This window comes from Noviherbaspirillum sp., from assembly GCF_035254865.1.
Lineage (GTDB): Bacteria > Pseudomonadota > Gammaproteobacteria > Burkholderiales > Burkholderiaceae_D > Noviherbaspirillum.
The window spans coordinates 13,250-35,186 of sequence record NZ_DATFAF010000054.1; the positions used below are offsets into that span (position 1 = coordinate 13,250).

Genomic DNA, 21,937 nt, shown 5'->3' on the forward strand with positions numbered 1-21,937 from the left:
GCCAACAAAAAAAGCCGGCATGTTGCCATGCCGGCCTTTCCATATGCGCGGTCAACAGGTGGCGCTTACCATCCCACGACGTTCGGCACGCCGACCAGGCTCGGAATGAACATGAACTGCGAAATGGCTTTGTTCTCCGGATCACCCGAGGCGCTCAGGCGCTGGTAGTACTTGGTCATGAATGGCGACCCCGAATCGGTCGGCGAATTCATCATGTCGTACAACCTGACACCCAGTTCGGCGATGAGCGGGAAGTGGCGCGCCCAGGTGATGTAGCCGCCGGTCGCGAAGGAGTCGGTAATCCCGTAAGGCACATGTCCTTCCACGCAGGTCGAGCTGTCGTACTGGGCGAGATAGTAGCCGTTGGCGCCGCTCCAGTAATTGGAGAACAGCGGCGCGGCCTTGTCGCCATTCCAGACCGTATTCACCAGCGTGGCCGCAAACGCGCGCGGCAATGCGGTCGATGGCAGCTGCGCATCGGTCAAGCCGAAGGCGCTCTTGAGCGTGTCGCGGCTGCGCTCCAGCGCATCCATGCCGTGCACGAGACGACGCGCGTGGTTGAAGTCCCAGCCGATATCCGGGCTGCGGGTCGAGCTGCTGGATGCAACATTGACCTGCTTGGTCGGCGAGCACTGCACCGGCTTGGTGCTGCCTTGATAGCCGGACCAGCCGTTATGCGCGGCGAGCCTCCAGTAGCCGCGGTCCAGGTCGGCCATGTCCGCCGTCGACATGTCCGCGCCGAGGCGGCCGGTCGAGGTGCGCAGCAGCGAGACGCGTGCGTTGAAGAGCTTCAGCAGGGCGCTCAGATGGTCGTGCATGCGGGTGGCGTTGTTCAGCACGACGGCACTCTCGGCGATACTCTGGTCGTGCTGCCATTGGCGCAGGCCGGACAGCTCCGAATAGATGATGATCTGCCAGAGGTATTTGTCGGAGAAGAAATACGCGTCCGAGCTGTCCGTGATGTCGGCCGCGGTCTTGGTGGCGATCTGGTTCAGGTTATTGATGGTCCAGTCGCTGCCCCAGCGAGCCATGTGCTCGGCGGTGATCTGGATGGTGTCGTTGATGAACTGCTTGTCAGCGTCGGTCAGCGTCGCGCCGGAATGCGCGAGCGCATTGGCGACCTGGGTGGCGAGGCCGAGGAACTGCACGCTGGCCAGCATCACTTCCTTGCCGATGTAACCGTTGTCGGTGCAGATGGAGCCGCCGCGGCAGATCCACTGGCGTCCCGTCGAGGTCTGCTCCAGGGCGCTGTATGCGGTGCGGATGTGCTGCGCGACCTCCCGCAGGCGGCTGGGCTCGCCGCAACGCTGCGCCATGAACCAGGTGTTGTTGGAAATGATCTGGAACTCGTACAAGGCGTACACATCGTGCTGCGTGAGCAGACGGTCTTGCAGCAGGTTTTGCACCAGATAGTTGTGCATGTAGGTATTGCCGTCCCACAGCTTCCATACCGCGGCTTCCGCACTGCCGCCACAGGCGAAACGGTTGACCGTTCCCGGATCGGGAGCAGGCGCTGGGGCCGGTGCAGGTGCCGGCGCGGGTGCAGGAGCAGGTGCTGGTGCAGGAGCAGGTGCTGGTGCAGGAGCAGGCGCTGGTGCCGGAGCGGGTGCCGGGGACTTCTTTTTCCAGCGCAGATATCCCGCCGTGAGGTTCGTACCCGCATTTTCGGAGGCGGCTTGATCGGATTGCGTCGGATCGTCGGTGCTGCCGCCACCACAGGCGGCGAGCAGGACACTAGCACAGGCGCAGGACACTGCAGCTCTGAAAAACTGCTGCTTTAATATAGATGACACGTTGGCTTCCCTCTGAATTGACGAAACAAAAATGCCCACGTCAGAGCTTGCCGAAGGGAAAATAGTTCCCATTGGAATTTGTTTCATTGCGTTACAAGGGGAGCAATACGATGAAAAATGCGCTAAGAAATCGCACTATCGCGGCGTGCGACACGCTGACGGCATGCGTGCGTGGAGGGAGATGCGATTCGCGGACTTCATCGCAATGCATTGCGATGAAGTCCGCGAGCGGCCCGTGCCGCTGCAGCACGGGTCTTCAGGAAGTGCGGGATTGCTGCGTCATTCGTGTGACGCAGCGTTGCATTGCGTCAGGAAGCCTTCGCCCCGCAAAAGCGTGACACTTCGGCCACGACATGTGAATGCTGGCCGTGCGTCATTTCCGGAAAGAGCGGCAAGGAGAGAATCGTTTGCTGATTCGCAAATGCATTCGGAAAATCCTCGTGGCGATGTCCGAGGCGGCGATAGGCGGGAAGAAAGGGAAGTGCAACCGGATAGTTGACCACAGTCTGGATGCCGGCATCGCGCAGATGCGCCGCCAGCGCGTCGCGCAGGCGGTGGCGCACGACATACAGATGGAACACATGGTCGCGTCCCGGGGCCGCATGCGGGACCGACAGGTCCGGCGTGGCGGACAGCGCCTTGCGATAGCTGGCGGCCCACTCGCGGCGCGCATCGGTCCACGCGGCGAGATGCCGCAGCTTCACCGACAGGATCGCCGCCTGCATGCCGTCCAGCCGGCTGTTGATCCCCTCGATCTGATGGTCGCCCTTGAACAAGCCGCCGTGCCGTGCGTATATCGCCATTTGTTGCGCCAGTCCGGCGTCGGCAGTCACGATTGCGCCGGCATCGCCCATCGCGCCGAGGTTCTTGCCCGGATAGAAGGAAAAGGTGGCGGCATGGCCGAAGGTGCCGACCATGCGTCCCTGGTAACGGGCGAAGTGGGCCTGCGCGCAGTCCTCGATCACCCACAGCTTGTGCTTGCGTGCGATCGCCATGATCGGCTCCATGTCGGCAGCCTGGCCGTAGAGATGCACCGGAATGATGCCGACGGTGCGCGGCGTGATGCGGGCCTCGACCTGCGCCGGATCGATCGTGAAGGTGTCGGCATCCGTGTCGCAGAACACCACCTTGCCGCCGGCCTGGGTGACGGTTTCCGACGTCGCGATCCATGAGTGCGCGGAGGTGATCACCTCATCGCCGGGGCGCACCCCCAATGCATGCATGGCAATGTAGAGCGCATCGGTGCCGTTGCCGCAGGAAACGCAATGCGGCATACCCAGCGCGGCTGCAAATTCCTGCTCGAAGGTCTCGACATGCGGGCCGCGGATGAAGGCCGATTCGCGGATCACCGCGGCGATCGCGGCATCGATTTCAGGCTTGATGGAAAGGTATTGTGCGTACAGGTCCGCAAACGGGACGGCAATGTTTTTCATGGTATGGGTCGCGATGGTGGTTGACAATTTCCGGATCAGGACCAGGCCGCATTGTGCGTGCCCGCAATCGGCTCGCGGGACGGCAGGGGAGGCGGGGGCGGCATGCGCGAACTGCGGCCGATTGCGCGATAGTCGATTCCGGCCTCGCGCATCTGTGCCGGGTCGTACAGGTTGCGGCCGTCGAAGATCAGCGGTTGCCTGAGCCCCGCCTTGATCGCCGCGAAGTCCGGGCTGCGGAATGCCTTCCACTCCGTCACGATCACCAGTGCATCGGCGTCGGCGAGCGCATCCATGGATCGTCCGACATAGGAGATATGCTCCAGCAGCCGGGGCGTGTCCGCGAAATCCCGCGCGAGCACGTGCTGTGCTTCCGGCATCGCCACGGGGTCATGGGCGCGGATGCGCGCGCCGCGCGAGAGCAGTTCGCGGATTAGGACACGGCTCGGTGCCTCACGCATGTCATCGGTGTTCGGCTTGAACGCGAGACCCCACAGGGCAAAGGTCCGGCCTGAAAGATCATCGCCGAAGCAGTTGACGATCTTTTCGGCCAGCACCCGCTTCTGGCTGTCGTTGACCGCATCGACCGCATCCAGCACGTTCAGCGTGTGGCCGAAGCGGGCCGCGACGCGCGACAGCGCCTGCACGTCCTTGGGAAAGCAGGAACCGCCATAGCCCGTGCCGGCATACAGGAAGCTGTAGCCGATGCGCGGGTCGGAGCCGATTCCCTGGCGCACCAGCTCGATATCCGCGCCCACCTTGTCGGCGAGGTTGGCCAGTTCGTTCATGAAACTGATGCGGGTGGCGAGCATGGCATTGGCGGCGTACTTGGTCAGCTCCGCCGAAATGACGTCCATGTAAAAGGTGCGCTCATGGTTGCGCGTGAACGGCGCGTACACGGCGCGCATGAGGCTTTGCGCACGCGCCCCGGTCGCATTGTCTTCCACGCCGATGACGATGCGATCCGGATGCATGAAATCCTCCACCGCCGACCCCTCCTTCAGGAACTCGGGATTGGACACCACCGCAAACTCCAGCCGGGGCAGGTCGCGTTGCGCCAGTTCTTCCGCGACCGCCTGCCGCACGCGTTGCGCGGTGCCGACCGGCACGGTCGACTTGTTGACGATGACCTTGAACCGGTCCATATGGCGGCCGATGTTGCGCGCTGCGGCCAGCACGTGGCTCAGGTCGGCCGAGCCGTCTTCGTCGGGCGGCGTGCCGACCGCGATGAACTGGATGTCGCCGTGGGCCACGCCGGCCTTCACGTCGGTGGAAAAGAGCAGGCGTCCCGCCGTGCGGTTGCGCTCGATGATGTCCTTGAGCCCCGGTTCGTAGATCGGCACCTCGCCGGCATTGAGCATGGCGACCTTGCGTGCATCCACGTCCAGGCAGAGGACGGTGTTGCCCAGCTCGGCGAGGCAGGCGCCAGTCACAAGGCCGACATAGCCGGATCCGATAATCGTGATATTCATTCCTGGTTTCCAGTCAGTAGTTTGAAGGCGAAATTGGTAACCTCGTCGCGTGTCAGCCGATGTGCACCGTGTCGTTTGCTTCGGCTTGCGTCGCGCTGGGCAGGCATTCGTCGAGCGCGACCGCCAGTCGTGCGGCCAGGCGGTTGAAGCTGTAATGCATCTCCACATGGCGGCGTCCGGCGACGCCCATGTGCAGGCGTTCCTGCGGCGACATGCGGTAGAGCGTGAGAATGGCTTGCGCCAGCGCGTCCGGATCATCCGGCGGCACCGTGAGCCCGGCATCGGCATCGCGCACGGGATTGTTGGCGGCGCTGGAGGCGATGATCACCGGCCGCGCCGCAGCCAGATAGTCGAACAACTTGTTCATGCTGATGCCGAAACGATACAGGCGCGGCAGACCGACCACCGTGATCACGAACGCATCGGCCTGGGCGGCGAGCGCGGGAATCGCGTGCTTGGGGACGGCCGCTTCAAAGGAGATGTTGTCAAGGCCGAGCGACTGCGCCAACTGCATCAGCCGCGGCTTCAGCGGCCCGCCGCCGATCATGCGCAGGCGCACTGCGCCGGCCGGAACGTGATCGGACACGAGTTTCATGGCGTGCACCAGCGGTTCCAGTCCGTTGGCCTGTCCATGTGAACCAAAATACATCAGCTCAAATGCGGCCAGCGGTCCCGTCCGCGACATGTCGGTGCTCTCCCCGAAGGTGGACAATTCGACGCCATTCGGAATCCAGACGACCTTCTCCCGGGAAATGCCCATCGATGCGATGTAGTCGCCGGCGTAGGGCAGCAAGACGACGATGCGCGCCGCGCGCCGGTACAGCCAGCTCTCGAGTCGGCGCAGCATCCATGCAGTCATGCTCCGCTCGCGCAGCTTTCCGAAATCGATGAGCGTCTGCGGCCAGAGGTCGCGCACCTCGAAGATGAACGGGACGCCATGGCGCCGCGCCAGCACCAGTCCGGCCAGTGCCGCCAACGGATGCACGCTGGAGCCGACCACAATATCGGGCGGGGCAAGCCCGCGCACGGAGGAGGGCAGCAGCACGCGCCAGGTGTAGGCAAACATGTTGAGGATGCGGGATAGGCCGTTGCCTTTGTATTCCGGGGTACGTATCCACAGGAAGGGGATGCCGGAGAGGCACTCGTGGCGCCGCCGTTCATCCGGCGCGAGGCGCTGCCGGCCGGTCGGATGCTCGACGCTGGCCGCAATGATCGTCGCCTGCCAGCCATGCTCGCGCAGGTTCGCGGCGAGGTCGAAGTGGCGCGTCCCGCCCGCGCTGCTGGGCTCGAGCGCGTAGTGATTGAGGATCCATACCTGTTTCATGCAGCACTCTCCCGAAATGATCGGCCTGGGTGGATTGTCATTTGCCCACGCTTCCGGCCAGCGACGACACGAACATGAATCGCGACAGCATGCGTGCCGGCGCGTTCGCCGCCGGCCCCAGCGATCGATAGTAGTGATCGACGAAGGACCGGGCGTCCGGGTCGGAGCGGTTCGTCAATGCGTAGAGATTTTTCCCGAGCGTTCCGATGGCCGGGTTGTAGCGCGCCCAGGTCACATAGCCGCCGGTGGGGAAGGCATCGCTCAATCCGAAGGGCGGCGTTCCTTCGACGCACTGGCCGGTGCCGTTGTCGTAGGCAACGCGATACCAGCCGTTCGCGCCTGACCAGTAATTGGAGAACAGCGGGCGCTCCGTGTCGCCGTTCCAGATATCGGCGACCAGCGCGTTGGCAAATGCGTTGACAAGGCCGGCCGGCGGCAATTGCCTGTCGTCCAGCGCATAGTCCGCCTTCATCGCCGCGCGGTTGCGTTCGAGCGCATCGAGTGCATGCACCAGGCGCCGCGCGTGGCTGATATCCCAGCCGGTGTCCTGGCGGCGCGGCACCGATTCGGCCGTCACCCGCACATGCGGCCTGGCATCCTTGCTTCCGTCGTCCGCGGGTGAACACACCACCGGCTTCTCCGCGCCTTCGTAAGCGGCGTAGCGGCCGTCGGCATAGTGACGCCAGTAGCCGCGGTCCAGGTCTGCCGCTTTTCCGCGCACGGGCGCTTGCTTGCCTGGAGCGTGATACGAAACGCGTGCCGAGAAGAAGCGCAACAATGCGCCGAGGTGCCTGCGCATGCGCTCGGCCTCGGTGCGGTTGACTGTACCGTTCAACGTGGCGAGCGAGGGATCCTTGCGATAAAAGATGCCGGCCAGTTCCGCGTAGATCGTGATCTGCCAGAGTGGCTTGTCGGTGAAGAACAGTTCGGAAGTACCGTCCTTGACCTGGTCCGGACGCGCGCGGGCATTGACCTCCATGCGCTTGATCGCCGCGTCGTTTCCCCATCGCAGCAGATGTTCGGCAGCGATGTGGGCGGTGTCATGTACGAAAGCGCGATCCGTGTCTCCCAGGGGACGGCCGGAGGTTGCCAGCGCATTGGCAAGCGAGGACGCGAGGCCGAGGAACTGCACGCTGGTGAGCATCACTTCCGTGCTGAGCAGACGGTTCTTTTCCGTGCAAATGGTGCCGCCGCGACATATCCATTTCCGCCCCGGCGACAGCACTGTTCCCGGCTCCATGGCCTTGTAGGCATCAGCGACCAGTGCCGCGATGTCGGAAAGGCGATCGTTGCGGCCGCAGCGCCGTGCCATCGATACCGCGTTGTGGGTGAAGGTCTGGAAATCGTAGAGCGCGTACACATCGCCTTGTCCCAACAGACGGTCACGCAGCAACTGCTGTTGCAGGTAGGCGCGCACGTCCGTATCCCACAAGCTCCAGGCTTCCGCCTCGACGCTTGAACCGCATGCAAATCCGGAATGCGGTGTTGCGACCTGCTGGCCGCTTGCACCTGTCCAGAAAACCGCGAGGAAACAAAAAGCGTAAGGTCGAAAGATTCTCAATTTTCAGCCGGCACATGCGTGAATAAAGGTGACACGGAAAAGACACTTCCCCTGCGAATACATGCTGAATACATGCTGAAGCGCAGCCCCGTTCCCAGTCTAGTGAAGGCTGTGAAAAATAAAAAATACAAGATATTGATGCGTCGGCCGCAAACGTGTCGGATCCGAGCAGTTTTTTCGATGCATTCCGTGCGTCGCATCGATGTTTGAAAAAGCTCAAGCCGTGAACACTGTCTTCTGCGCAGACTGCGGACTTGGAGCCTGCTTGAAAAACTGCAGTGCGCGACGATTTTTCAAACAGGCGCTTGGGCCGCTGCGGCCACCTGCGATCAATATGACAAGAGTGATGTTCAGTTCAGTCAGCCGGAGCATGGCGCATCTCGCCTTCTTCGCGTTGTTTCCCGGCTTTTTCTTTTACCATTCAGCCTTGGGCACCGAAATGATCGGCCCCATGCTGGGCGGGTATTTTTCATGGGTTGCGCTGGCGTTCGCGCCGTTCCTGTTCGGTCTCTATCTGATCGAAGTCATGAAGGACTTGCGTTACCTGCCGCGCTTCGACATCTTCTTCTTTCTTTATCTCCTGTATTTTCTCTTGGTCGTTGCATTCAATGCGGCCGGCGGAGCCGACCAGGATGTCGTCAAGGACCACCTTCTTGCGATTCTTCAATTCGTCGTCGTCTTCATCGTCTTCAAGATGGCCGACTTCCGAGCCAGCATTGTCAGATGGGCTGCCTTTGTGACCCTGATTGTCATGACCGCGCTGGTGTTCTATCTGTCGGTCGACGGCATGTTCTACCTCAAACAGGACAGCGCGCTCGGCGACACCGAAAGCCTCGCGTCGTACCAGGGATTCGCGCGGTCCTACTTCCTCACGGCACTGGCAGTGGCGGCATTCACGAACAGCATTCCGCTGCGCATGCTGATATACGCGCTCTGCATTCCGGCGCTGTTCATGAACGGCGCGCGCAGCGAACTCATCGCCTTGACGATCACGGTGTTCCTGATCGAAGTCTTCTATGCCAGGTACCGCTGGCTGATCCTTGTATTCGCGGGTGTCGTGATCGCGCTGTGCACGCTTTACTTCGATGAATTGATTGCCGTCCTTCCAAGCAACAGGACGCTGGAAATCCTGCACTTGTCGGCGGATTCTTCATGGCAAGCGCGCAATTCCCTCCTCCTGCACGGCCTGAGGACGATCGCGGACCATCCGCTGCTGGGTGACTATGGTAGTTATGTGGCGCTCGGCGGGTCCGGCGACTATATCCATAATATTTTCTCCGCCTGGGTCGACCTCGGCCTGTCGGGCTTCCTGTTCCTGGCCGGCCTGTTGCTGGTGCCGATGTATCGCGTATGTGCCGACATGGCCATGCAAGACAGGAAAGCGCGATCGGATGAATTCGTGCTGAGCTTCGCGCTGCTGTTCGTCACGATACTTTTGCTTTTGACCGCAAAGAATTTCACTGACGTACTCATCGCCGCCGCGCTCGGCCGATATTCGCATTACTGCTGCAGCCGATCGTCCTGGCACGGTCATCCGTCTTCCGCACGCCCGCAGCTGGACATCATGCCGCTATCCGCCTGACACGCCATTCCACTGTACCGATCGCAAATTTGAATTGGCGACGCCTGCGCGCGACGCATGCCCACCGCTTGCCTGCATCAGATGGTTGCGCGCGCCGCGCATCGAAAAAATGGATCGGCAAGGCCGCTTATTCAATAAATCGATCGAAATTAAATACTTATTTTTTTGTCACCCGAACGTTACAGTTAAGGTGTCGTTTCGACGGCAGGGACGATGGAGTTTTGTTCATCAATACGCATCAATGTGCGAGGGAGATTCGGTTGGAAACAAGCCAGACGTTTGCCTATCGCTTCGGATTGGCGCTGGTGTCCATGTCGAGGCGCAGCAAAGTGGCGCTGATGATCGTCGTCGACCTGGTTTCCCTTCCTCTGTGCTTCTTCGTCGCGATGCTGCTCCGCGTCGGCCACGCAGGTGCAATCGTGGACCATGGCATCGCTCCGTATATCCTGATACCCCTGATCACCATCAGCGTGTTCGCGATGACCGGCCTGTATGGCGCGGTCGTCCGCTTCATCGACCAGCGGCTGTTGACTGCGACCGGATTCGGACTGGCCCTTGCCATCCTGTTCACCTACATGCTGCTGCGCCTGCTGGATTACCGCGGCCTGCCGCACAACGCGCTGATGATCTACTGGTTCACGGCGTTTTCGTATGTGGTCACGTCGCGGCTGGTGGCGCGCGCCTTCCTGCGCAACAGCAACCCGGCCGCACGCATGAAGCCGGAATGCCTGGTGGGAATCTATGGCGCGGGTGAAGCGGGCTCCAAGCTGGCGCGTGCCATGCGCGTCAACGGCCGCTATCTCCCGGTCTGCTTTTTCGACGACAAGCGCTCGCTCGATCAGCGCAACGTGGCCGGCCTGAAGGTGTTCCACTCGGAGCGCCTGGCCGAGATCGTAAATCAGCGGCGCATCGGTCTGATTGTCATCGCGATTCCTTCCGCCACGGCCGAGCAGCGCAGGGAAATCATGTATCGCGCCAACCGGTCGAACGCGCGGGTGAAAATTCTGTGCAGCCTGATGGAGCTGGCCGACAACGCGATTTCGACGCGCTCCATCCGCGACCTGAAGGTCGACGACCTGCTTGGCCGCGAGCCGATCCGGCCCGATCCCGATCTGTTCGCCAGATGCGTGCGGGGCAAGAATGTGCTCGTGACGGGCGGCGGCGGCTCCATCGGCAGCGAGCTGTGTCGTCAGATCATCACGCTGGCGCCGCGCACGCTGCACGTGCTGGATCATTCTGAATACGCGCTCTACAGCATCGAGTCCGAACTCCAGGCGCGCTTCCCGGACGGCTGCATCGTCAGCCATCTTGGCTCGACGTGCGACGCCGGGCTGGTGGAACGCATCATCGATGAACATGAAATCAATACGATCTACCATGCAGCGGCCTACAAGCATGTACCGCTCGTGGAAAGCAACATGGCCGAGGGAGTGCGCAACAATGTCATGAGCGCCCAGGTCGTCGCCAATGCGGCCCACAAGCTCCATGTCCAGACCTGCGTGCTGATATCGAGCGACAAGGCCGTGCGTCCCACCAGCGTGATGGGCGCCAGCAAGCGTGTCGCCGAACTGATCTTCCAGGCGGCGGCGCTCAAGGCTGCCGCCGGCACGAAGTTCTGCATGGTGCGTTTCGGCAATGTGCTGGGATCCTCCGGATCGGTAGTCCCTTTATTCCGAAAGCAGATCGAGTGCGGCGGTCCGATCACCATTACCCATCCTGATATCGTCCGCTACTTCATGTCGATCCCGGAGGCCGCCCAGCTCGTGATGCAGGCCGGCGCGATGGCAACCGGCGGCGACGTGTTTGCGATGGACATGGGCGAACCGGTGAGGATAGTGGATCTGGCGCGCACCATGATCGCCATGAGCGGGCTGAGCGAGAGAAATGAAAAGAACAGCCGCGGCGATATCGAGATCCGCTTCGTGGGCTTGCGTCCGGGGGAAAAACTGTATGAAGAACTGTTTACCGCATCGGACGCCGTACGCAGCAAGCACCCGCGCATCATGACGACGACGGAATACGTGATCGATCCCGAAGAACTCAACCAGCAGCTCATTTACCTGATGGTGGCATGCACGACCAATGACAGGAACATGATCCGTTTTCTCCTGCAAAAACTGGTCCGGGAGTATACGCCGAGAGCGAATGACGACGACATGTCGGAAGACATCAGGGCATTGGCCGGCGCACTGGCTTCGACATCACGGCTGCGATCCCTGTCGCTTGTCGAGAATTTCAGGTAGCGCGGACTCGCGGCGCGCCTGCCCCAAACCAGCAGTCTTGTCTGATTGCACAGCCACTCAACTTTCGTTTTCGCCAATGACATGAGACTCCTTGAACAGCTCGTTTCCAGATTTGAAAACCGATCGGCCGTGATCGGCATTGTCGGCCTCGGCTATGTCGGATTGCCGCTTGCGTTGCGTTATGCCTATGCCGGCTTCAAAGTGATCGGCTTTGACGTCGACCACGACAAGGTCCGCAGGCTGAACGACGGTGACAGCTATATCGAGCACATCTCCGCCAAGTCGATCAGGGAAGCCTCGGAGAGGGGGTTCGAAGCGACTGCCGAGTTTTCGCGCGCGGCGGAGCCGGATGCACTCATCATCTGCGTGCCGACGCCGCTCAATGCCTACCGCGAGCCGGACCTGAGCTTCATCCTGAATACGGCGGATACCCTGGTGCCTTATATGCGCATCGGCCAGCTCCTGTCGCTGGAAAGCACGACCTATCCCGGCACCACGGAGGAAGAGCTCAAGCCGCGTATCGAGGCGCGCGGATTCAAGATCGGAGAGGAAGTGTTCCTCGTGTTTTCTCCCGAGCGCGAAGATCCGGGCAACCCGAAATTCAATACCCGCTCGATTCCCAAGGTGTGCGGAGGCGTTACCCCGGCATGCCGGGAGGCCGGTGTCGCGCTCTATAGCGCTGCGGTGGACAAGGTGGTTCCGGTCAGCTCGACACGGGCGGCGGAACTGACCAAGCTGCTGGAGAACATTCACCGCTCGGTCAACATCGGTCTGGTCAATGAAATGAAAATCATCGCCGACCGCATGGGCATCGATATCTACGAGGTCATCCATGCGGCGGCGTCCAAGCCGTTCGGCTTCACTGCCTATTACCCCAGCGCCGGAGTCGGCGGGCACTGCATTCCGATCGACCCCTTCTATCTGACATGGAAGGCGCGGCAGTATGGCCTGCATACCCGCTTCATTGAATTGGCCGGCGAGATCAACAATGACATGCCGCATTGGGTCGTCAACAAGGTGACCGGCGCGCTGAACGAACACGGCCGCTCCGTCAAGGGCAGCAGGATCCTGGTGCTCGGCGTGGCGTACAAGAAAAACGTCGACGACACGCGCGAATCGCCGTCGGTGAAGCTGATGGAACTGCTGCGCGAGAAGGGCGCGCACATCGACTACTCCGATCCCCATGTGCCGGTATTCCCGAAGATGCGCGAGCACCATTTCGATCTGGAAAGCGTCCGTCTGACGCCCGAGACGCTTGGCTCCTACGACCTGGTGCTGCTCGCCACCGACCACAGCGCATTCGACTACGAACTCATCCAGAAGCGCGCCAGGCTGATCGTGGATACGCGCGGCGTGTACCTCGAGCGGCTGCCGAATGTGATCAAGTCATGATGATGGAAGGATAAAGTAATGAATCAGTTTCCCTCTGCATACAGCAACAGGTACGAGGACCGAAAGATCCGCTTCGGGCTGGTCGGCTGCGGACGCATCTCGAAGAACCATATCGGCGCCATACGGCAGCATGAAGACAGCTGCGAGCTGATCGGCGTGTGCGACGTGGACCCGCGAGCGTTGGAGGCCGCTGTCGATGCGACGGGCGCGAAGGCCTACCGCAGCCTGGATGTCATGCTGGCGGAATGCAAGGCAGACGTGTTCGTGCTGGCCACGCCCTCCGGCCTGCATTCTGCGCAGGCGATCCAGGTCGCCCAGGCAGGGCGCCATGTGATCACCGAGAAACCGATGGCCACACGCTGGGAGGACGGCAAGCGCATGGTCGCCGCCTGCGACGAGGCGCGGGTGCGTCTGTTCGTCGTCAAGCAGAACCGGCACAACACGACATTGCAAATGCTGAAGAAGGCGATCGAAGGAAAACGCTTCGGCAAGATCAATATGGTCAACCTCAACGTATTCTGGACGCGACCGCAGGAATATTACGACAGCGCGAAGTGGCGCGGCACCTGGGAATACGACGGCGGCGCCTTCATGAATCAGGCGAGCCATTATGTCGACCTGGTCGAGTGGCTGGTCGGGCCGGTGGAGAGCCTGCACGCCTACACCGCAACCCTGCAGCGCAATATCGAAGTCGAGGATACCGGCGTGCTGAGCCTGCGCTGGCGCAACGGCGCGCTGGGGTCGGTCAACGTCACCATGCTGACCTATCCGAAGAACCTGGAAGGCAGCATCACGGTGCTCGGCGAACGCGGCACGGTACGCATCGGCGGCGTCGCGCTCAACGAAGTGCAGCACTGGGAATTCGCCGACCACGGCGACGATGACGATAAAGTAAAGGCGGCAAGCTACGAAACCGGCTCGGTGTACGGATTCGGCCATGCGAAGTATTACGACAATGTGATCAAGGTGCTGCGCGGCGATGCGGAGCCGGAAACCGATGGCCGCGAAGGGCTGAAAACGCTGGAGGTGCTGATCGCGACCTACCTGTCCGCGCGCGACGGCAAGCGCATCGCCTTGCCGATGGAATACTGACATGCAGCAGGCCATCCATCCCAGCGCCATCGTGGACGAGGGGGCAACCCTCGGCGAGGGCGCGCGCGTCTGGCATTTCGCGCATGTGTGCGGCGGCGCCCGCGTCGGCCGCGGCTGTTCGCTTGGACAGAACGTGTTTGTCGGCAACGAAGTGGTGATCGGGAATAACGTCCGGATCCAGAACAATGTCTCGGTGTATGACGCGGTCACGATCGAGGACGACGCCTTCTGCGGGCCGAGCATGGTGTTCACCAATGTCTACAACCCACGATCCGCGATTCCGCGCAAGGACCAGTACCGTCCGACGCTGGTCCGGCGCGGTGCCACGCTCGGCGCCAACTCCACCATCGTATGTGGCACCACCGTGGGGCAATATGCCTTCGTCGCGGCCGGCGCCGTGATCAATCGCGACGTGCCCGATTTTGCCCTGATGGCCGGCGTCCCCGCCCGGCAGATCGGCTGGATGAGCCGTTTCGGCGAGCGCCTGGACCTCCCGTTGCGCGGCGATGCGGAAACCACCTGCCCGCATACGGGGGAACGTTATGTGCTGAAGAACGGCGTGTGCGCGCTCGCGGAGCAGGCCGCGCCGGCAGGGCAGAGTGCCGGGAAAATGGAATTCATCGATCTCAAGAGCCAATACCAGGCGTTGCGATCGCAGATCCATGCGCGGATGCAGGCGGTGCTCGACCATGGCAACTACATCATGGGGCCGGAAGTGCAGGAACTGGAAGCGCGCCTGGCGGAATACACCGGTGCAAGCGAGTGCGTCACGGTCGCCTCCGGAACGGAAGCGCTGCTGATCGCGCTGATGGCCATCGGCATCGAACCGGGTGACGAAGTGATCACCACGCCGTTCTCCTTCATCGCCACGGCGGAGGTCATCGTCCTGCTGGGAGCGATCCCGGTGTTCGTCGATATCGAACCTGACACCTGCAACATCAATGCCGCCCTGATCGAAGAAAGGATCACGTCGCGCACGCGCGCAATCCTTCCGGTGTCCCTGTATGGCCAGCCGGCGGACATGGACCAGATCAATGCCGTCGCTGAAAGGCACGGCCTGGCCGTGATCGAGGACGGCGCCCAGAGTTTCGGAGCAACGTACAAGGGCAGGAAGAGCTGCAACCTGTCCGCCATCGGTTGCACCAGCTTCTTTCCCAGCAAACCGCTCGCTTGCTATGGCGACGGCGGCGCGATTTTCACGAGCGACGCGACCCTGGCGCAGGCGATGCGCGAAATCCGGATTCACGGGCAATCCGGCCGCTATGTGCACACCCGCGTGGGCGTGGGCGGGCGCATGGATACGCTGCAATGCGCGATCGTGCTGGCGAAGCTGGAGCGCTTCGAGTGGGAACTGGCGCAACGGCGCCGGATCGCCGCGCGCTACCACGAACTGTTCGCCGGACGGATCGACGTGGTGCGCCAGCGGCCGGGCTGCACCGGAGCGTTCGCGCAATACACGATCAGGGTCGGCAACCGCGCCGAGGTGCAGGCCGAGCTCAGGGAACGCAACATTCCGGTGGCGGTGCATTATCCGGTGCCGATTCCCATGCAACCCGCCTATGCGAAGCATGGCCCGTCCGCGCATATTCCCGTCGCAGAGGAAATGGCACGCAGCGTAATGAGTCTGCCGATGGGGCCGTACATGGACGACGTTTCGGTGGAGCGTGTCGCGGCTGCCGTGCTGCACGTGGCCGCTTGCTGAACATCACAATGCCTGGAGTCATCCTTCATGTGTGGAATTGCAGGAAAAATTCGCAAGGGAGCCGCGCGCGCCGACGAGATGCTGTCCGCAGACCTGCCGGCCATCCTGCGGCGCGGACCGGATAGCCGTGACGCGAAGGCCTTCGCCTGCCGCGGGCATACGATAGGCTTGGCGCACAGCCGCCTATCGGTCATCGACCTGTCCGAGCTCGGCAATCAACCCATGCATGATCCTGTTTCCGATTGGTGGATCGCGTATAACGGCGAAATCTACAACTACGTCGAGCTGCGCGATGACTTGCAGCGCATCGGCTGGACTTTTCGATCGGGCAGCGACAGCGAAGTCGTGCTCAAGGCCTGGGCGCAATGGGGGCTGGACGTCTTGCCGCGTTTTAACGGCATGTTCGCCTTTGCCGCGCTGCATTGTCCTTCCGGCCAGTTGTGGCTGGTACGGGATCGGTTCGGCGTGAAACCCCTGTGCTGGGGCAGGATGCCGGATGGTGGAATCACGTTTTCCTCCTCCGTGGCCGGGGTCGCCGCCCAGGCCGGCGATGAGGTGGATCTCGAATATTGCGCGCGCGGCGTGCGCTACAAGGTCTTCGAGACCGCGCAGTCGGGATCGCCGTTCCGGCATGTCAGGTCGGTCCCGCCCGGAGGCTGGATCAGGTTCCAGGTGTCCGACAGCGCGGTGGCGATCGAGGAGGGCCGGTGGTACGACCTGAAAAGCGCGGTCGATGCATGCGGACAGGCCATCCTGCGCAGCAGCCATGACGAACTGGTCGATCGCTGCCGGCATCTGCTGGAGAGCGCGGTCCGTTTGCGCTTGCGCAGCGACGTTCCGGTTGCCGTATCCCTTAGTGGCGGGCTGGATTCGTCGACGATTGCCGCGTTGGCGAGCCGGAAGGTAAAAAAGCTCGCCGGATTCACCTACGGATCACCGTCGGCAGCGGCATCGGAAGGGCCGCAGGTGCAGGAATTTGCCAGGATGCTGAACATCGACGTGCACTATGTATGGCCGGAGTCGAGCGCCGCGACGCTGGGCGCGGCGCTCGAACGCACAATGGCCTGGCAGGAAGCGCCGTTTTCCGGCCTGAGTCCGATTGCGCAGAACGAGGTATTCCGCGCCGTGCGCATGGCGGGATACAAGGTGCTGCTCGGCGGGCAAGGGGCGGACGAAGTATTCGCCGGTTACCGGAAATTTTTCATCGTCGCTCTGCGTGAAGCACTGCACGCGCGCCAACCGACAAGCATATTGCGCCTGCTTTATTCCTTCGGCCTGATGCTGATGCATGAAGGAAGCCACGTGCGTCTCTACTGGGAAAACCGGCATCGTTATTGGGGAAAGACAGGAGGATCCTTCCGTCTGCTTGACTGGAAGCCGCCCAGCGAAAACCTGCTGGGCAGTCCCGGCCTGACGGCGCGCCAGATCGACGATGTGCAGCAATGGAGCTTGCCGACCTTGCTGCGCTATGAAGATCGCAATTCGATGGGATACGGCGTCGAAAGCCGTCTTCCCTTCATGGACTATCGCCTCGTCGAACTGGCGCTGGCATTGCCTGCAGGCCTGAAGGTGCGCAAGGGTTTCGGCAAGTGGACGCTGCGCGAAGCGAGCGCACAAGCCGTGCCGGATTTCATCCGCCTGAACCGGTTGAAGCGTGGCTTCGACGTGACGCAGGCCTGGCTGTCCGAGGGCATGGGTGCGAGCCTGCGCGCGCAGATATTCGATCAGCGCGCTGCGCTTTCCAGCCATCTGCGTCCCGATGCCGATCTTGACCGCCTGCTGTCCGACGCATCGCTCGCTGCGGACAGCAATCTGCTGTGCGAAGCCTTGATGCTCGCATGGCTTGCCAAGCCTGTCAGGCCACCCGTCGTCGATCACATGGAAAAAACCCATCATGAAAAAGATTTGCCATATTTCATCGGTCCATAGAGGGCTCGATATCCGGATTTTCCGCAAGGAGTGCATATCGCTCGCGAACGCGGGCTACGACACTCACCTTGTGATCGACGCCAGTGCCGCCGATATCGCCGAAGCCGCAACGCATGGAGTGACGGTCCATCCGGTCGCGCCTGACATGGGGGGAGGCAGGTTGTCGCGCATGATTGCACACACCCGGCGTTGCTACCAGACGGCGCGTGAACTCGATGCCCATCTGTACCACTTCCATGATCCGGAACTGATCCCTTATGGCGTCATGCTTGCGCGGGCCGGGAAAAAGGTGATTTTCGATGCGCATGAAGATCTCGTCGGCGACATCCATGCCAAGGACTGGGTGCCGGTGCGCGCGCGGCGCGCCGTAGCGGCCGTTGCCGGCGCGGTGCAGGATTTCGGTGCACGTCGGTTTTCCGCGGTAGTGGCGGCGACGCCTTTCATTGGGTCGTTGTTCGTGAACCTCGCAAAACGCGTCGTGGTGGTCAACAACTTCCCGCTGCTGCACGAGTTGCCGCCGGCGCGGGATGTCGATGTCAGCGAGCGCGCCGGCGTCTGCTATGTCGGCAGCATCCACAAGCATCGCGGCATACGCGAAATGGTGAAAGCAATCGGCTTGAGCGACGAGGAACTGCTGCTTGCCGGCGACTTCCAAGCCGGCCCGTTGCGCGACGAGGTGACGGGCTATGGGGGCTGGCGGCAAGTCCGGGAATGCGGCGTGGTCGACCGTAAGGGCATCGCCGACATCATGGCGCAGAGCTTCGCCGGCATGGTCATCTTTCATCCGGTGCCGAATTTCATCAATGCGCAGCCGATCAAGATGTTTGAATACATGTCGGCCGGCGTGCCGGTCATTGCATCCGATTTTCCGCTGTGGCGAGAATTTATCGAAGGTAACCAGTGCGGCATCTGCGTCGACCATGCCAGGCCGGAGGCCATCGCCGCCGCCATCCGGCATCTGCGCGCGCATCCCGAAGACGTGATCCGCATGGGCACCAACGGAAAGCGCGCGACGGCGGAAAAATATCGATGGGATCTGGAGGAAACGAAACTGCTTTCCCTTTACAGCACTTTGCTGGAGGAACGCCAGCGGGGCCGATCCCTGTCCGATGCGGATGACCAACGCTTGTTCGAAGCATGACCACCGGGGCTGTTGCATGTCCGATCAAGTCCAATCGCGGAAATCCTTTCTGAACCATACGCTGGTCAACGCTGGCGGCATCGCTGCCGGGCAACTGATCGTGCTGCTGGCCACGCCCGTCCTGGCCCGCAGGTACACGCCCGCCGAATTCGGCGTGTATGCCAGCCTGGTTGCCGTCTGCGGCGTGATCGCCACCGGCGCGGCGCTGCGCTTCGACAAGGCCCTGCCGGCGACGCAGGATGGGGAGATTCCGTCCATGTACCGACTCGGTCTGCTGGCATGCGCGGCGAGCCTTCTGCTTGGCGCGTTCGCGGTCGGGCTCGGCGTGCAGCGTTACCTGCCGTGGCCGCAGCCGCTGGCTTCAATGGCCCTGGCCATGCTTTGCGTCGCGAGCGGCGCCTTGCAGGCGCTGATGGCGATGTCCGGCGCGGTCCTGGTGCGGCGCGGCGCATTTCTCCCGCTCGCATTCCTGCGGATGGCGCAGCCCGCATGCTTCGTCATGGCGGCGCTGCTGTCCGTGCCAGGCGGCTTGCCGGTCGCATTCACGATCGGGCTGGTCGCGGCCGTCTTGTCGGGTTTTGCCTTCTCCTGGCGCGAGCTGGTGGCATCGGCACGCGTCCGCGCGAAGGCGGTTGCCCGCAAATACTGGGAATACCCGGTGGTGTCATTGCCGATGGCGGTGCTCGATACCCTGACGCTTTCCCTGCCGCTCTTGTTCATCGTGCAGCGCTACGGCGACGCGGCCGGCGGAAACTACTCGCAGGTGCAAAGGCTTGCCGCCGCGCCTTTGCTGTTGCTGGCCAATGCCATTTCGCAGGTGTTTTACAAGCATGCCGGCGACGTGGCACGTGCCGGGCAATCGCCGCGCGCGCTGATGTGGCGGACGGTGCGCGACCTGGTGCTGGCCGGGGCGGCGATCATTGCGTTCGTCGCGCTGGCGGGCGAGCCGGCGCTGTCGTTGTTCCTCGGGAAAGGATGGCGCACAGATTCGCACTATCTGCTGCTGGTGCTGTTGCCGGCCGTGTTCCGCGTAAGCGTCTCGCCGATCACGTCGATCTTCCTCGTCATGGAACAGGTCAGGTTCGGCGCGCTGTGGCAGGTGATCTATGCCGCAGCGACATGGGGCGTACTGAGCTTCGTCAGCGGGCGCTCCTCGCTGGACGACCTGCTGCTGGCGGTGCTGCTCAACGAACTGGTCTTGTACGGACTGTATTTGTGGATGGCAGATATTGCCGTCCGCCGAGGTGAAAGGAAAGCAATTCAATGTGCGGCATAAGCGGATTTCTGTCGAGCCGGGCAATTCCTGCCGAACCGGTCGTCCGGATGAACGACCTGATCCGGCATCGCGGCCCGGATGACGAGGGTTTTGTGTTGTTCCAGTCGCCGGTGTCGCAACCACTCGTCTGCGGCGGCGCCGACACGCCTCAGGACGGCTACGCGGCCGCACTTGCGTGGTCGCCGGAGCACAGGATCGCGGAGTGCAGGGAAACACCGGTGACACTCGCATTGGGCCATCGCCGCCTGGCAATCGTCGACCTCAGTCCGGGTGGCCATCAACCGATGTGTACCCCTGATCGGCGCTACTGGATCGTGTACAACGGCGAAATCTACAACCATATCGAGCTGCGCGCGGAACTGGAGGCGCTCGGCTACCGCTTTCAGTCGCATTCGGACACCGAAGTGGTGCTGGCCGCCTATGCTGCATGGGGCCCGGAATGCCTGCGCCGCTTCAACGGCATGTGGGCCTTCGCGCTCTATGATGTCACGAAGCAGGCCTTGTTCCTGGCGCGCGACCGCTTCGGCATCAAGCCCTTGTACTACTGGCTCGCGCCGGACGGCAGTTTCTGCTTTGCCTCGGAGATCAAGCAGTTCACTGCCTTTCCCGGCTGGTCGGCATCGCTCAATCCGGGAGCCGCCTATGACTATCTTGTGTGGGGGTTGATCGACCACACGCATCAAACCCTGTTCTCGCGGGTGCATCAGCTTCGACCCGGGCATTTCATGCACCTCGACATTTCCCGCATTGCCGCCGACACCCAGGGCAGGGTCGGCTCGACCCAATGGTATGAGTTGCAGGCGACGCCGTTCGCCGGCACCTTCGAGGATGCGGCGCAGATGTTCCGGGAGCGATTTATCGATGCGGTGCGCCTGCATCTGCGTGCCGATGTCCCGGTAGGATCTTGCCTGTCAGGCGGACTGGATTCCTCATCCATTGTCTGCGTGGTGAACCGTTTGCTGCGCGAACAGGACGCGACGCAACTGCAGATGAGCTTTTCCGCGCGGGCCGACGACAAGCGCGTCGACGAGAGCGCGTGGATAGACGAGGTGGTGCGTGCGACCGGCGTGCAGGCGCACTACGTATGCCCCGCGATCGACAAGCTGTTTTATGAATTGCCGCTCATCACCTGGCATCAGGACGAGCCTTTCAGCTCGACCAGCATCTACGCACAGTGGAACGTGTTCCGTCTGGCCGCCAGGAATAATGTAAAGGTGATGCTGGACGGGCAGGGCGCCGATGAGCAACTGGCCGGCTACCATATGTATTTCGGCCCGCGCTTTGCCGCGTTGTTGCGCGCCGGCCGCTTGCTGCATCTGTGGCGGGAAATCCAGCTTACCAAGCGCGCGCACGGCTATTCCGAGCTGCGCGCGATGATGTACATGGCCAACGTGCTGCTGCCGGAAGTCATCAAGCAGCCATTGCGTGCATTCGCGGGACGTGCGTACAGCAAGCCGTCCTGGCTCGACATCGATGCCCTCGGGGTGGTACCGAGCGATCCGTTGACGCGACCGGGCATCGACATGGATAGCATCCACAACATGTCGCGCGCGCAGCTCACCGCCACCAACCTGCAGATGCTGCTGCATTGGGAAGACCGCGATTCCATGGCGCACTCGGTCGAGTCGCGGGTTCCCTTCCTGGACTACCGCCTCGTCGAATTCGTGCTCGGACTGCCCGATGAATTCAAGCTGTCCGGTGGCGTCACCAAGCGTGTGCAGCGCGCCGGGATGAGCGGCATCCTGCCTCCGCGGATTCGTGACCGCGTGGACAAGATCGGCTTTGCGACGCCGGAAGAAGTCTGGCTGCGCCAGCGTGTCCCGAATCTGTTCAGGTCACGGATGCGGCGTGCCGTGCAGGCGGCCGATGGGCTGTTTTCGCCGACGTGCTTCGACATGCTCGAAGACATCATCGACGGCAAGAAGCCTTTCAGCCACGTGCCATGGCGTGTAATCAATTTCGGTGAATGGATCAATACGTTTTCGGTTTCTATAAAGTGA

Annotated in this window: 14 protein-coding genes and 1 pseudogene; 10 read left to right on the forward strand and 5 right to left on the reverse strand. The window is 62.1% G+C overall.

Going from position 1 to position 21,937, the window contains the following annotated elements:
* Window positions 1–65 precede the first annotated feature (65 nt).
* From VJ651_RS13460 to VJ651_RS13480, 5 genes are all read right to left on the reverse strand, one after another.
* On the reverse strand, window positions 66–1,793 hold the full coding sequence (locus tag VJ651_RS13460; protein ID WP_324107940.1) for a hypothetical protein: 1,728 nt from the start codon (window positions 1,791–1,793) through the stop codon (window positions 66–68).
* 308 nt (window positions 1,794–2,101) lie between these two features.
* Window positions 2,102–3,226, reverse strand: a complete 1,125-nt coding sequence (locus VJ651_RS13465) for a DegT/DnrJ/EryC1/StrS family aminotransferase (protein WP_324107941.1) — start codon at window positions 3,224–3,226, stop codon at window positions 2,102–2,104.
* Window positions 3,227–3,261: 35 nt separating this feature from the next.
* Complete coding sequence (locus tag VJ651_RS13470) at window positions 3,262–4,695, reverse strand: UDP-glucose/GDP-mannose dehydrogenase family protein (RefSeq protein ID WP_324107942.1); 1,434 nt, start codon at window positions 4,693–4,695, stop codon at window positions 3,262–3,264.
* Between the two features lie 52 nt (window positions 4,696–4,747).
* Complete coding sequence (locus VJ651_RS13475) at window positions 4,748–6,019, reverse strand: glycosyltransferase family 4 protein (protein WP_324107943.1); 1,272 nt, start codon at window positions 6,017–6,019, stop codon at window positions 4,748–4,750.
* A 37-nt stretch (window positions 6,020–6,056) separates the two neighbouring features.
* On the reverse strand, window positions 6,057–7,451 hold the full coding sequence (locus VJ651_RS13480) for a hypothetical protein (RefSeq protein WP_324107944.1): 1,395 nt from the start codon (window positions 7,449–7,451) through the stop codon (window positions 6,057–6,059).
* 475 nt (window positions 7,452–7,926) lie between these two features.
* Here VJ651_RS13480 and VJ651_RS13485 point away from each other — a divergent pair, with 475 nt between their 5' ends.
* From VJ651_RS13485 to asnB (VJ651_RS13530), 10 genes and pseudogenes are all read left to right on the forward strand, one after another.
* Window positions 7,927–9,162: a hypothetical protein gene (locus tag VJ651_RS13485; RefSeq protein WP_324107945.1), complete on the forward strand. Its 1,236-nt coding sequence runs from the start codon at window positions 7,927–7,929 to the stop codon at window positions 9,160–9,162.
* Window positions 9,163–9,422: 260 nt separating this feature from the next.
* Entirely contained in the window at window positions 9,423–11,405 is a 1,983-nt protein-coding gene (locus tag VJ651_RS13490; protein WP_324107946.1) for a nucleoside-diphosphate sugar epimerase/dehydratase, read from the forward strand.
* 81 nt (window positions 11,406–11,486) lie between these two features.
* The gene (locus tag VJ651_RS13495) at window positions 11,487–12,797 is read left to right on the forward strand and encodes a nucleotide sugar dehydrogenase (protein ID WP_324107947.1); all 1,311 of its coding nucleotides are present in this window, start codon (window positions 11,487–11,489) and stop codon (window positions 12,795–12,797) included.
* Window positions 12,798–12,815: 18 nt separating this feature from the next.
* Complete coding sequence (locus tag VJ651_RS13500) at window positions 12,816–13,889, forward strand: Gfo/Idh/MocA family oxidoreductase (RefSeq protein WP_324107948.1); 1,074 nt, start codon at window positions 12,816–12,818, stop codon at window positions 13,887–13,889.
* A 1-nt stretch (window position 13,890) separates the two neighbouring features.
* Window positions 13,891–14,463 (forward strand): annotated as a pseudogene (locus tag VJ651_RS13505) (acyltransferase); the annotation flags it as partial.
* Window positions 14,464–14,499: 36 nt separating this feature from the next.
* Window positions 14,500–15,591 (forward strand): DegT/DnrJ/EryC1/StrS family aminotransferase, encoded by a 1,092-nt coding sequence (locus tag VJ651_RS13510; RefSeq protein WP_324107986.1) that lies wholly within the window; start codon window positions 14,500–14,502, stop codon window positions 15,589–15,591.
* 27 nt (window positions 15,592–15,618) lie between these two features.
* The gene (gene asnB / locus VJ651_RS13515) at window positions 15,619–17,520 is read left to right on the forward strand and encodes an asparagine synthase (glutamine-hydrolyzing) (RefSeq protein WP_324107949.1); all 1,902 of its coding nucleotides are present in this window, start codon (window positions 15,619–15,621) and stop codon (window positions 17,518–17,520) included.
* Window positions 17,486–18,661 (forward strand): glycosyltransferase, encoded by a 1,176-nt coding sequence (locus VJ651_RS13520; protein WP_324107950.1) that lies wholly within the window; start codon window positions 17,486–17,488, stop codon window positions 18,659–18,661. The genes asnB (VJ651_RS13515) and VJ651_RS13520 overlap by 35 nt, the downstream gene beginning before the upstream one ends.
* A 16-nt stretch (window positions 18,662–18,677) precedes the next feature.
* Window positions 18,678–19,937: a lipopolysaccharide biosynthesis protein gene (locus VJ651_RS13525; protein ID WP_324107951.1), complete on the forward strand. Its 1,260-nt coding sequence runs from the start codon at window positions 18,678–18,680 to the stop codon at window positions 19,935–19,937.
* The gene (gene asnB / locus VJ651_RS13530) at window positions 19,925–21,937 is read left to right on the forward strand and encodes an asparagine synthase (glutamine-hydrolyzing) (protein ID WP_324107952.1); all 2,013 of its coding nucleotides are present in this window, start codon (window positions 19,925–19,927) and stop codon (window positions 21,935–21,937) included. The genes VJ651_RS13525 and asnB (VJ651_RS13530) overlap by 13 nt, the downstream gene beginning before the upstream one ends.

Coding starts and splice junctions, on each gene's coding strand:
- VJ651_RS13465 (WP_324107941.1), bottom strand. CDS start 3,226: ATGAAAAACATTGCCGTCCCGTTTGCGGACCTGTACGCACAATACCTT.
- VJ651_RS13470 (WP_324107942.1), bottom strand. CDS start 4,695: ATGAATATCACGATTATCGGATCCGGCTATGTCGGCCTTGTGACTGGC.
- VJ651_RS13475 (WP_324107943.1), bottom strand. CDS start 6,019: ATGAAACAGGTATGGATCCTCAATCACTACGCGCTCGAGCCCAGCAGC.
- VJ651_RS13485 (WP_324107945.1), top strand. CDS start 7,927: ATGTTCAGTTCAGTCAGCCGGAGCATGGCGCATCTCGCCTTCTTCGCG.
- VJ651_RS13495 (WP_324107947.1), top strand. CDS start 11,487: ATGAGACTCCTTGAACAGCTCGTTTCCAGATTTGAAAACCGATCGGCC.
- VJ651_RS13500 (WP_324107948.1), top strand. CDS start 12,816: ATGAATCAGTTTCCCTCTGCATACAGCAACAGGTACGAGGACCGAAAG.
- VJ651_RS13510 (WP_324107986.1), top strand. CDS start 14,500: ATGGAATTCATCGATCTCAAGAGCCAATACCAGGCGTTGCGATCGCAG.
- asnB (WP_324107949.1), top strand. CDS start 15,619: ATGTGTGGAATTGCAGGAAAAATTCGCAAGGGAGCCGCGCGCGCCGAC.
- VJ651_RS13520 (WP_324107950.1), top strand. CDS start 17,486: ATGAAAAAGATTTGCCATATTTCATCGGTCCATAGAGGGCTCGATATC.
- VJ651_RS13525 (WP_324107951.1), top strand. CDS start 18,678: ATGTCCGATCAAGTCCAATCGCGGAAATCCTTTCTGAACCATACGCTG.
- asnB (WP_324107952.1), top strand. CDS start 19,925: ATGTGCGGCATAAGCGGATTTCTGTCGAGCCGGGCAATTCCTGCCGAA.